The organism is Streptomyces sp. NBC_00258 (genome assembly GCF_036182465.1).
Classification (GTDB): domain Bacteria; phylum Actinomycetota; class Actinomycetes; order Streptomycetales; family Streptomycetaceae; genus Streptomyces.
Genome location: NZ_CP108081.1, coordinates 4,743,242 through 4,754,723, shown reverse-complemented (window position 1 = coordinate 4,754,723; position 11,482 = coordinate 4,743,242). Strand labels below are relative to the sequence as shown.

The following is an 11,482-nucleotide window of genomic DNA, read 5'->3' as shown; positions in this document are numbered from 1 at the left end:
GAGCGGGGGTTCGGGGGCAGCGCCCCCGAAAGGGACGGGAATGGGTAGGGGCGGCGGGGGCGAACAAATGCAGCCGCCGACCGAATCGTCGGGATCGTTCCCTGTGTTCCGCCGCTGTCCGGGCCGCGCTTACGATGCGCCCTGTCGTACGTCAGTTCCGCACCCCCGGACACATCACCCGGACACAGCACTCGGACGAGGAGCACGGTACTAGTGGAGATACCCCCGCCCTCCGGGCCCCAGCACCCGCAGGGGCAACCCCAGGGGCCGTACCCGCCGCCGGGCCAGCCGCAAGGCCCGTACGGCGCGTACCCGGGCCAGCCGCAGGGGCCGGGACCGGGGCCGGGCCCGTACGGCTATCAGCCCTGGGGGCACGGCTACTCCCCGTACAACACCCCGGCCCCGGTCAACGGCCTCGCCATCGCCGCCCTGGTGCTCGGCATCCTGTGCTTCCTGCCCCTGGTCGGACTGGTCCTCGGATTCTTCGCGCTGGCGCAGATCAGGAAGAAGGGCGAGCGCGGCAAGGGCATGGCGATCGCCGGGATGATCCTGTCCGGCATCGGCGCCGCGATCCTCGCGCTCGCACTCGCCACCGGCGGAGCGGCCGAGTTCTGGGACGGCTTCCAGGAGGGGGCGCGCGAGGCGAGCGAGAACGGCGCCATCTTCTCCGTGGACGAGGGCGAGTGCTTCGACACGCCGGGCGGCTCGCTGGAAGGCATGGCGTACGACGTCGACACGGTGTCCTGCGAGGAGGAGCACGACGGCGAGGTCTTCGCGAACTTCAAGATGGCGAGCGGCAGTTACCCCGGTGACAGCGAGATCACCGAGGCCGCCGACGACAAGTGCTACACACTCCAGTACGCCTACGCCATGGACACCTGGGCCATCCCGGAGAACGTCGACATCTACTACTTCACGCCGACCCGGGACAGCTGGAGCCTCGGCGACCGCGAGATCAGCTGCCTGTTCGGCAACGTGGACGAGAAGGGCAGCCTGACCGGCTCGCTGCGCCAGGACGAGACGACCCTCGACGCCGACCAGCTCACCTACCTCAAGGCGGCCCAGGTCCTCAACGAGGCCATGGAGTCGGCGCCCGAGGAGGAGTACGTCGAGGACGACCTGCCCGGCCACAAGGAGTGGGCGACCAGGGTCTCGGCCGCAATCACCGAGCAGCTCGGAATGCTGCGCGGCCACGACTGGCCCGCCGACGCGAAGGATCCGGTCGCCGCGCTGGTCAAGGACCTGGACAAGGCTCAGGGGGAGTGGTCGGCAGCGGCGAAGGCCGCCGACGCGGACGCCTTCTACGAGCACTTCGACAAGGCGCTGGAACTCACCGGCGCCGAGAAGACGGTCACCACGCGCAAGGCTCTGGGCCTCGCCTCGACGCCGCCGGAGTCGTACGAGGGCGACGGCGGTGAGGAGGCCGGTACGGGAGGCGGCACAGGAGGCAGCGGCGCAGAGGTGTGACGGCGGCGATAGCGGGGAGAAAGTGCCTGCGTAAAGCCTTGAGCAACCTCAAGTCATCACATCGAGTGATTCTCTGGCCTTCGCTTGCCTGGCACAACCCACGGTTGCCACCCTGTAGCTGTCTGTACAACCTGACGGGAGTGGCCAGTGACATTCGGTGAGCAGCCGGCGTATCTGCGCGTCGCAGGCGATCTTCGCAAGAAGATCGTCGACGGATCGCTGCCACCGCACACACGGCTCCCGTCGCAGGCGAGAATCCGCGAGGAGTACGGCGTCTCCGACACGGTCGCCCTTGAGGCCCGCAAGGTCCTGATGGCCGAGGGGCTGGTCGAGGGCCGTTCCGGGTCCGGGACGTATGTGCGCGAGCGGCCGGTGCCGCGCCGCGTCGCCCGCTCCGGGTACCGGCCGGACAGTGGTGCGACGCCGTTCCGCCAGGAGCAGGCCGACGTCTCCGCGCGCGGTACGTGGGAGTCGCACAGCGCGCAGGCCGAGGCGAGCGGTGCCATCGCCGAGCGGCTCGGCCTCCAGGCCGGCGACCGTGTGATGTGCACGAAGTACGTCTTCCGGGACGCGGGCGAGGCGATGATGCTCTCCACCTCCTGGGAGCCCCTCGCCGTCACGGGCCGCACACCGGTGATGCTTCCCGAGGAGGGCCCCCTGGGCGGCATGGGTGTCGTCGAGCGCATGGCCGCCATCGACGTGATCGTGGACAACGTCACGGAGGAGGTGGGCGCCCGGCCCGGCCTCGCCGAGGAACTGTCGGCACTGGGGGGCGTGCCCGGGCATGTGGTGGTCGTCATCCAGCGGACGTACTACGCGTCGGGCCGACCGGTGGAGACGGCGGACGTGGTGGTGCCGGCGGACCGGTACCGGATCGCCTACCACTTGCCGGTGAAATAGGCCGTAGCGGACGCAACTGCCGCAACCGCTGTAACTGTCCATGACTTGGGCCGACCATTGGCTGACGGCTGACGGCTGACGGCTGACGGCTGACGGCTGACGGCTGACGGCTGACGGCTGCTGGTTGGCGGTCGGTGCCGGTGGAATCCGGTCGTTCTCGTGGGGGGTGTTCGGCGCGGTCTCTTCGCTGTCTGCGGGAGCCTGAGGGGGATGAGGGGGCGTGTCCGTGAGGATGCGCCCCCTCAGTGCTGGCCGATTGCGTACCTCTCGGGCATCTCGCGCATACCTCTTTGTGAAAAGCCGTATTCGCTGCGTGAAGGTTAGGCGTAGGCTCGGGCATATGCGGATTGCGGTTTCCTTATGTGGCGGGGCAGGACGCGAGCCGGGGGCGGGGAGCGGAGGGGCGCGATGAACGACGGCACCATCACACTTCCCTGGCTCGTCATACGACAGGACGACAACGGCAATCGCTACCGCGTCGGCAGGTACGCGACGAGGGCCGAGGCCCAGAAGATCGCGGACAGCCTCGACGACCGTGGGCACAAGCAGCTCTACTGGGTCGAGCGGATCGGGCAGAACGGCTCGAAGTGACGCGTGTGAGCGTGTCGGTGAGGCTCCCGTAGGCTCCGGCGCATGACCGAACGGATCGTGGTGGTGGGAGCCGCCGTGCTGAGCGACGGGTGTCTCCTTGCCGCGCGTCGTAGTGCGCCCGCGGAGTTGGCCGGGCGGTGGGAGCTGCCCGGGGGGAAGGTGGAGTCCGGGGAGACTCCCGAGGGGGCCCTTGTGCGGGAGCTTCGTGAGGAGCTCGGGATCGAGTCCGAGGTGCTTGCGCGTGTTCCGGGGGAGTGGCCTTTGCGGTCGCCGTATGTCCTCCGGGTCTGGACCGTGCGCCTTCTGTCCGACTCGCCTGCGCCCAAGCCGCTCCAGGACCACGACGAGCTGCGCTGGCTGACCGCCGACGAGCTCTGGGACGTGGAGTGGCTGGACCAGGACGTGGCTGCCGTGTTGGAGGTTGCGCGCGGGGCTTGGGGGAGTGGGGCGGCTGCGGGGTAGTGACCTTCTTTCGCCCCCGCCGCCCCTACCCATTCCCGTCACTACTCGGGGGCCAGCCCCCGAACCCCCGCTCCTCAAACGCCGGAGGGGCTGAAGACTTCGCGGCCCGGGCCGACATCTTCAGCCCGTCCGGCGTTTGAGGCCGAGGCCGTTCAGGCCGATAAGGGGGGTCTGGGGGCGCAGCCCCCTGGGGACGGGACGGGTAGGGGCGGCGGGGGCGAAGAAAAAGGTGTGACCATCACAACTTCGCGCACTCGAGTCTGCGGGGTGCGGGACGCACACCGTACGTGGGACGCTCGGGCTCGCGAGGCGCATGTGGCGGCCGAGACGAGCGCCGAGTACGCCGTTCGCGCCACAGTGCGCCCTCGCGCACGGTACTCCGCCCGGGATATCGGGTATGTGCCCATTAACCCCATGAAAACGGACATGGTCCGCTTCTGGCCTGGGAGTGATCTGCGTGATCCACACCGAGGGCGATATCGCCGAGTGGACCTTTCCCGCGGATCCAGGCGCCGTCCGGACCGCCCGAACCGTCGTCCGGGGCCAGCTCCATGCCTGGGACCTGGACTCCCTCGGAGACGTGACCGCGCTGTTGGTCAGCGAGCTGGTCACCAACTCCCTGCGGCACGCCACGGGTCCCATCGGGGTGCGCCTCGTGCGCCCCTCGGAACCGATGGACGTCCTGCTCGTCGAGGTCTCCGACCCCCTCCCGGATCCACCGCAGGAACGCGACGCGGAGCCCGAGGACGAAAGCGGCCGGGGTCTTCAGCTGGTGGCGAACTCCTCCCGCCGCTGGGGCACCAGGCCAGGCGGAAAGGGCAAGACGGTGTGGTTCGAACTGGCACTCCCGTCCTGACGGGCGGCCGCTCCGCACCCGATCCCTGGCCAACCGCGAGTCACCCCGCAGCCGACGAACGGCCGCCCCCAAGCCGATCGGTAGCCGCCCCCCATCGGCTATCAGCTGACCCCAGCCAATCAGCAGCGGCTTCCCGGCCGATCTGTAGGCGGTCGGGAAGCCCTCGCAGCCGACCAGCGGCCCTCTCCCAGCTCCACCTGCAGTCAGCCAGCAGCCGACCAACCGCCGCCCCCCGGTCAGTCCCAAGCCATTCCGCAGCCACTCCTGAACCGGTCCTCAACCGACCCCGAGTGACCCCCGGGACCACCCCCGTCACCTCGGACACACGAGCCACCCCCAAGTCCGTGGTTCGACCGGGTCCCACATGGTTAGAAGACTGGGAGTGTTTGTCGTGGCCGGTCCTAAAAGCATCGGGACCGTGCTGTGATCGTGAACACCGTGTTGTGCGGCACCGTAGTGCTGGATACTGCGGGCAGCCGCCTCCGGTGACCGGTGCCGGACGCGGTGAGCTGGAGGGGACGGTTCGCGTGAGCGAGATACCAGCGAAGGCCACGGAGTCCGAGGACCCGTCGGGCGGCGCGATGGCTGATGCGACGACAGGCGATGGCGCTTTGCCGGTGCCGGACGAGGCCCGGGGCGCGGGGCGCGGCGGAATATCCGGCGTGCCCGTCGAGGCGCCGGGCGAGGTGCCCGGTGAGGTCGTGTGGCAGAGCAGTCCGCCCGGATCGATCTACGACTACATAAAGGTCGCCTCGTTCTCCATCGGCCCCGACGGCCTCGTCGACCAGTGGAGTCTGCGCGCCGAGCAGCTCTTCGGCATCTCGACCGAGCGTGCGGTCGGCATGGACCCCATCGAGGCCTTCGTCGCCGAGGACAAGCGAGAGCTGGGCCAGCGGAAGATGGCCGAAGTCCTCGACGGCCGCGAGTGGACCGGTGTGGTCCCCTTCCGGCTGCCCGACCCCGAAGGCACCGGCCTGGCCGCCGAAGGACTCGCCGAGGTCTACGTCATGCCGACGCGGACCGAGGAGGGCGAGCGGGCCGCCGTGTGCATAGTCGTGGACGTACGCATTCTGCGCAGGATCGAGACCGATCTTGCCGCGTCGCAGGCCATTTTCGGCCAATCTCCTTTCGGTTTCCTGCTGATCGACCCGGACCTGCGCATCCGCCGTGCCAACGAGCGGTTCGCCTCGGTCTTCGGCGGCACCGTCGACGACCATCGCGGACGCACCGTCAAGGACTATCTGTCACCGGGCGAGGCCGAGCGTGTCTCCGCGATTCTGCGCCGTGTCCTGGAGACCGGCGACATGGTCAACGAGCTGCTGGTCAGCGGCACCGTGCCCGGTTCCAGCGAGCGTCGCCACTGGTCCATCAACCTCTATCGCGTGCACAGCGGTTCGGGCCGTCCGATAGGCATCGCCTGGCTGGGCACCGACATCACCTCGCGCCGCGCCGCCGCCCGCGAGGCAGCCCAGGCACGGCGCAATCTCGCCCTTCTGAACGAGGCGGGCGCGCGCATCGGCAACTCGCTCGACCTGGAGACCACGGCCCGCGAACTCCTCGACGTGGCCGTCCCGGGCTTCTGCGACCTCGCCTCCGTCGACCTCTACCAAGGCCTCCTGGCCGGCGACGAGACCCCGCCGGGCCTCGCCGACGGCAGCGCCGAGCTGCGCCGCGTCGCCTACGCCAGCGCCGTGTCCGACGCGCCCTACATCGGCGGCCCGGAGCCCGTGAACGTCGGCGCGGTCCACCACTACGCCTTCAACTCGCCCTTCGCGGACGCCCTGCGCACCGCCCGCCCGCAGAGCGTCGCCGCCGAGGAGGGCGGCCTGATCCAGTCCACGCTCGCGGTGCCGATGGTCGCCCACGACACGGTCGTGGGCCTGGTCCAGTTCTCGCGTACGAAGGGGAGCGAGCCGTTCGGGGAACGTGACAGCTCCCTCGCGGTCGAACTGGCCTCGCGTGCCGCGGTCTGTATCGACAACGCCCGCCTCTACCGGCGGGAGCACGAGCGCGCGCTGATACTGCAGCGCTCCCTGCTCCCCCCGGGCGACCCGGAGGCCTCCGGCCTGGACATCGCCTGCCGCTACCTTCCCGGAAACGCGGCCACGGAGGTCGGCGGCGACTGGTTCGACGTCATCGAACTCCCCGGCCACCGCACGGCGTTGGTCATCGGCGACGTGATGGGCCGCGGTCTGCGCGCCGCCGTCGCGATGGGCGAACTCCGCACGGCCGTACGCACCTTGGCGCTGCTCGACCTCGAACCCGCCGAGGTCCTCTCCGCGTTGGACGAGATCGCCCGCGGCCTGGGAACGCCCGGCGGGGTCCAGCAGTCTACGCGCGGTGCGCGCCAGTCCCGGGACGCCGACCTCTCCGAGGTCTACCTCGCCACCTGTGTGTACGCGGTCTACGACTCCGTCACACGCCGCTGCACCTTCGCCAACGCGGGCCATCTTCCGCCGGTCATCGTCGAGCCCGGCGAGAGCGCGCTCATGCTCGACGTACCGCCGGGGATGCCGCTGGGCGTCGGCGGAGAGCCGTTCGAGGAGGTGGAGGTGGAGTTGCCGGAAGGTGCCCTTCTGGCGCTCTACACGGACGGACTGGTCGAATCCCGCGACCACCCCCTCGACGAGGGACTACAAGCCTTCGTGGGCGCACTCACGGACCCCTCCAGCCCCTTGGAGGACGTCTGCGACCACGTCCTCAACACCCTCGACACGCACCACGGCGAGGACGACATCGCGTTGCTGATGGCACGTGTACAGGGTCTGCCGGCCGATTCCGTCGGCGACTGGACGCTGCCGCGCGAGCCGCGCAGCGTGGGCCGCGCACGGGAGTACGCCCGGGGTCAGCTCCTGAGCTGGGACCTCGAACCCCTCGTGGACACGGCCGAACTCCTCGTCAGCGAACTCGTCACCAACGCCCTGCGCTACGGCGAGGGCGAGATCCGGCTGCGCCTCCTCCTCGACCGCACCCTGGTCTGCGAGGTCTGGGACGCCGGCCTGGTGCAGCCCCGCCGCCGCCGCGCCCGCGACACGGACGAGGGCGGCCGCGGCCTCCAGCTCGTCGGCCTCCTGAGCGCGGCCTGGGGCTCGCGCCGCACACCCCGCGGCAAGACGGTGTGGTTCGAACTGCCCCTGCCCAACGGCGGGACGGGTCTCGCGGACCCGGCAGAGGCGCTACTGAGCCTGTTCTGACGCTTGCCGGGTCCCGCGGCCCTACACCGACCCGGACGGCCTCCTGCGGATCTTGTCTCCCAGCCACACCAGCGGGTCGTACTTGCGGTCGACCGCCCGTTCCTTCAAGGGGATCAGCGCGTTGTCCGTGATCTTGATGCCCTCCGGGCAGACCTCCGTGCAGCACTTGGTGATGTTGCAGTAGCCGAGGCCGTGCTCGTCCTGGGCGGTGCGCTTGCGGTCAAGGCCGGACTCGGACGCCGCGTCCAGGGGATGCATGTCCAGTTCGGCCACCCGCATCAGGAAGCGCGGGCCGGCGAACGCGGTCTTGTTCTCCTCGTGGTCGCGCACCACATGGCAGGTGTCCTGGCACAGGAAGCACTCGATGCACTTGCGGAACTCCTGCGACCGGTCCACGTCCTCCTGCATCATCCGGTACTCACCGGGACCGAGATCCTCCGGCGGCACGAACGCGGGCACCTCCCGCGCCTTCATGTAGTTGAAGCCGACGTCCGTCACCAGGTCCCGTACGACCGGGAACGCCCGCAGCGGTGTCACGGTGATCGTCTCCTCGCGGGTGAACACCGACATCCGCGTCATGCACAACAGCCGCGGGCGTCCGTTGATCTCCGCCGAACACGAACCGCACTTGCCCGCCTTGCAGTTCCAGCGCACGGCCAGATCGGGCGCCTGGGTCGCCTGGATGCGGTGGATGATGTCGAGCACCACCTCGCCGTCGTTGACCTCGATCCCGAAGTCCTCCAGGCCGCCGCCCTCGGCATCTCCGCGCCATACCTTGAAGCGGGCCTCATAGCTGCTCACTCGTAGAGCTCCTCTTCGGCGAGGTACTTGACCAGCTCCTCCTTGTCGAAGAGGGCGAGCAGGTCGGGGCGGATGGGTTCGGTGGTCTCGCGGACCAGGTCGATCTGGCCGCGCACGGGGTCGGTCGCCGCCAACCCGCCGGTGGGGTCGACCAGTTGGCAGAGCAGGTTCACGCGCCGCCATGCCCGGTCCATCGTCGGATGGTCCTCCCGCGTGTGGCCGCCCCGCGACTCCGTCCGCTCCAGCGCGGCCCGTGCCACGCACTCGCTGACGAGCAGCATGTTCCGCAGGTCCAGCGCGAGGTGCCAGCCGGGGTTGAACTGCCGGTGTCCCTCGACCCCGGCCCGCCGGGCCCGTACGCGCAGGTCGGCGAGTTTCTCCAGGGCCGCCCCCATCTCCGCCTCACGACGGATGATGCCGACGAGGTCGTTCATCGTCTGCTGGAGCTCCTGGTGGAGGGTGTACGGGTTCTCCGGCGGCCGTCCGTCCTCCGCGCCGGGCTCGGGCCCCTCGGCGGAGAAGGGCCGCAGCGCCTCCGCGGCCGCCGTGTCCACCTGGACCTCGTCCACGAGGGGCCGTGCCCCGGTGAGTCCCGTGGCGTACTGAGCCGCGTGCAGACCGGCCCGCCGCCCGAACACCAGCAGGTCGGAGAGGGAGTTGCCGCCGAGCCGGTTGGAGCCGTGCATCCCGCCGGCGACCTCTCCGGCCGCGAAGAGACCGGGCACTCCACGTGCCGACGCGCTGTCCGACTCGACCGCGATCCCGCCCATCACGTAGTGACAGGTGGGCCCGACCTCCATCGCCTCGGCGGTGATGTCGACGTCCGCGAGTTCCTTGAACTGGTGGTACATGGACGGCAGTCGGCGTCTGATGACCTCGGCGGGCATACGGGTCGACACGTCCAGGAAGACGCCACCGTGCGGGGAGCCGCGGCCGGCCTTCACCTCGGAGTTGATGGCCCGTGCCACCTCGTCCCGGGGGAGCAGCTCAGGGGGCCGGCGGTTGTGGTCCGGGTCCTCGTACCACCGGTCGCCCTCCTCCTCCGACTGCGCGTACTTCTCCTTGAAGACGTCGGGGATGTAGTCGAACATGAACCGCTTGCCCTCGGAGTTCCTGAGGACCCCGCCGTCCCCGCGCACGGACTCCGTGACGAGGATGCCCTTCACGGACGGAGGCCAGACCATGCCCGTCGGGTGGAACTGCACGAACTCCATGTTCAGCAGCGGCGCACCCGCGAGCAGCGCCAGCGCGTGCCCGTCGCCCGTGTACTCCCACGAGTTCGACGTCACCTTGAAGGACTTGCCGATGCCACCGGTGGAGACGACCACCGAAGGGGCCTCGAGGACGAAGAAACGGCCGGACTCGCGCTCGTAGCAGAAGGCCCCGGAAACCCGGCTGCCGTCCTTGAGGATCCGGGTGACCGTGCACTCCTGATAGACCTTCAGACGGGACTCGTAGTCCCCGGTCTCCTTGAAGTCCTCCTGCTGCAGCGACACGATCTTCTGCTGGAGCGTGCGGATCAGCTCGAGGCCCGTACGGTCGCCGACGTGCGCGAGCCGTGGGTACTCGTGCCCGCCGAAGTTGCGCTGCGAGATGCGCCCGTCCTTCGTGCGGTCGAAGAGGGCGCCCCAGGTCTCCAGCTCCCATACGCGGTCGGGGGCTTCCTGCGCGTGCAGTTCGGCCATCCGCCACTGGTTGAGGAACTTGCCGCCGCGCATGGTGTCGCGGAAGTGGACCTGCCAGTTGTCGCCGGAGTTCACGTTGCCCATGGCCGCCGCGATGCCGCCCTCGGCCATCACCGTGTGCGCCTTGCCGAACAGCGACTTGCAGATCACGGCCGTACGGGCGCCGCGCTCGCGGGCCTCGATGGCGGCACGGAGGCCGGCGCCCCCGGCACCGACCACGACGACGTCCCACTCCTGTCGGTCGACCACGGACATCAGAAGAACCTCGGATCGTCGAAAGCGCCGGAGGCGACCAGGTACACGTAGAAGTCGGCGAGTGCCACGCTCACCAACGACGCCCAGGCCAGCTGCATGTGACGGGCGTTCAGCTTCCCGACCAGCTGCCAGGTCCTGTAGCGCACTGGGTGCTTGGAGAAGTGCTTGAGCTTGCCGCCGACGATGTGCCGGCAGGAGTGGCAGGACAGCGTGTACGCCCAGATCAGCGCGATGTTGACCAGGAACACGAGCGTGCCGAGCCCCATGTGGCCCCACTCGTAGTGCTCGTCACGGAAGGCGAGCACGGTGTCGTACGTGAGGATCCCGGCCACCGGAACCGCCGCGTAGAAGAAGTAGCGGTGGATGTTCTGGAAGACCAGCGGGAAGCGGGTCTCGCCGGTGTACTTCTTGTGCGGCTCGGCGACCGCGCAGGCCGGCGGCGAGGCCCAGAAGCCGCGGTAGTAGGCCTTCCGGTAGTAGTAGCAGGTCAGCCGGAAGCCGAGCGGGAAGATCAGGATGAGCAGGGCGGGGGACAGCCCCCACCAGCTGCCGAAGATCTCCCAGTTCGGGCCGCCGCGCATCGGCTCGCAGTTCTCCGCCAGACAGGGCGAGTAGAACGGCGAGACGTACGGGGCCGCGTAGTAGTCGCTGTTCGCGAACGCCCGCCAGGTCGAGTAGACGACGAAGGCCAGCAGCCCGGCCGCGGTGGCGGCGGGCGCCAGCCACCAGCGGTCGGTCCGCAGATGCGGGGCGGCGATCGCGGCGCGCGTACGGGTCCGTACGCCGCCGCTGTTCATTTGGGGTTCCGTACCAGTGGCCAAGGAAAGCTCCGGTCGGGTTCAGGGTGCGTGGCGGTCGCGGGCGCCGAGACCCTCGTCGTCGGAGTCCGTCCACAGGGTGTTGTCGTACGGGGTGTCGGGGATGGACACGAGGTCGGGGCGCCGCGGTTTGCCGAGGCCGGGTGCGGCCTCGCGGAGCAGCGCAACGCTCTCGCGGAGGTGGTCGGCGTCGGTGCGCACCCTGCGCATCTCCAGGCCGCCGCCACCCATCTGCTGTTCCAGACGCTTCACGGACCTCACCAGGTCGTCGAGACAGCGCTGGACTGACGTCAGGTCATCGTGCACGGACATGGCGTGCCCTCACTTCCGCGGACCTCCGGCCCAAGGCGGCAACGTTCATGCGCCTGCGAGTGTCGCGCGTCACATCGGCCCCTGTGAAGGGATCTGCATGGATTACCGGATCGTGTCGCTCCCCGCGCGCCCTGCGCACGC

Annotated in this window: 10 protein-coding genes; 6 read left to right on the top strand and 4 right to left on the bottom strand. The window is 69.5% G+C overall.

The genetic code is table 11. From position 1 onward, the window contains the following. Positions 1–213 precede the first annotated feature (213 nt). The 6 genes from OG718_RS21045 to OG718_RS21020 all read left to right on the top strand — a co-directional run bounded on the left by OG718_RS21045 (position 214) and on the right by OG718_RS21020 (position 7,470). On the top strand, positions 214–1,467 hold the full coding sequence (locus OG718_RS21045) for a DUF4190 domain-containing protein (RefSeq protein WP_328844789.1): 1,254 nt from the start codon (positions 214–216) through the stop codon (positions 1,465–1,467). 147 nt (positions 1,468–1,614) lie between these two features. Continuing rightward, positions 1,615–2,367: a GntR family transcriptional regulator gene (locus OG718_RS21040; RefSeq protein ID WP_055618616.1), complete on the top strand. Its 753-nt coding sequence runs from the start codon at positions 1,615–1,617 to the stop codon at positions 2,365–2,367. Positions 2,368–2,775: 408 nt separating this feature from the next. Further along, entirely contained in the window at positions 2,776–2,958 is a 183-nt protein-coding gene (locus OG718_RS21035; RefSeq protein ID WP_055618615.1) for an SPOR domain-containing protein, read from the top strand. Between the two features lie 42 nt (positions 2,959–3,000). Beyond that, on the top strand, positions 3,001–3,420 hold the full coding sequence (locus tag OG718_RS21030; protein ID WP_143636646.1) for a (deoxy)nucleoside triphosphate pyrophosphohydrolase: 420 nt from the start codon (positions 3,001–3,003) through the stop codon (positions 3,418–3,420). A 448-nt stretch (positions 3,421–3,868) separates the two neighbouring features. Next, positions 3,869–4,276 carry an ATP-binding protein gene (locus OG718_RS21025; protein ID WP_143636644.1) on the top strand — a complete coding sequence of 136 codons (408 nt, stop codon included), beginning with the start codon at positions 3,869–3,871 and terminating at the stop codon, positions 4,274–4,276. 527 nt (positions 4,277–4,803) lie between these two features. Further along, positions 4,804–7,470, top strand: coding sequence for a SpoIIE family protein phosphatase (locus OG718_RS21020; RefSeq protein WP_143636642.1), 2,667 nt, complete (start codon positions 4,804–4,806; stop codon positions 7,468–7,470). A 21-nt stretch (positions 7,471–7,491) separates the two neighbouring features. On the opposite strand, the gene OG718_RS21015 is transcribed toward OG718_RS21020, so the two are convergent. Genes OG718_RS21015 through OG718_RS21000 form a run of 4 tightly spaced genes read right to left on the bottom strand, consistent with a single transcriptional unit; the run spans position 7,492 to position 11,341 of the window. Further along, on the bottom strand, positions 7,492–8,271 hold the full coding sequence (locus OG718_RS21015; RefSeq protein WP_143636640.1) for a succinate dehydrogenase/fumarate reductase iron-sulfur subunit: 780 nt from the start codon (positions 8,269–8,271) through the stop codon (positions 7,492–7,494). Further along, positions 8,268–10,211: a fumarate reductase/succinate dehydrogenase flavoprotein subunit gene (locus OG718_RS21010; RefSeq protein WP_306938233.1), complete on the bottom strand. Its 1,944-nt coding sequence runs from the start codon at positions 10,209–10,211 to the stop codon at positions 8,268–8,270. The genes OG718_RS21015 and OG718_RS21010 overlap by 4 nt, the downstream gene beginning before the upstream one ends. Continuing rightward, positions 10,211–11,032 carry a hypothetical protein gene (locus tag OG718_RS21005; RefSeq protein ID WP_143636636.1) on the bottom strand — a complete coding sequence of 274 codons (822 nt, stop codon included), beginning with the start codon at positions 11,030–11,032 and terminating at the stop codon, positions 10,211–10,213. The genes OG718_RS21010 and OG718_RS21005 overlap by 1 nt, the downstream gene beginning before the upstream one ends. Before the next feature lie 18 nt (positions 11,033–11,050). After that, positions 11,051–11,341 carry a hypothetical protein gene (locus OG718_RS21000; protein ID WP_055615711.1) on the bottom strand — a complete coding sequence of 97 codons (291 nt, stop codon included), beginning with the start codon at positions 11,339–11,341 and terminating at the stop codon, positions 11,051–11,053. Between the last annotated feature and the right edge of the window lie 141 nt (positions 11,342–11,482).

Excerpts from the sequence above, each read along its gene's own strand:
- OG718_RS21000 (WP_055615711.1), bottom strand. The coding sequence starts at position 11,341 with ATGTCCGTGCACGATGACCTGACGTCAGTCCAGCGCTGTCTCGACGAC.
- OG718_RS21010 (WP_306938233.1), bottom strand. The coding sequence starts at position 10,211 with ATGTCCGTGGTCGACCGACAGGAGTGGGACGTCGTCGTGGTCGGTGCC.
- OG718_RS21035 (WP_055618615.1), top strand. The coding sequence starts at position 2,776 with ATGAACGACGGCACCATCACACTTCCCTGGCTCGTCATACGACAGGAC.
- OG718_RS21030 (WP_143636646.1), top strand. The coding sequence starts at position 3,001 with ATGACCGAACGGATCGTGGTGGTGGGAGCCGCCGTGCTGAGCGACGGG.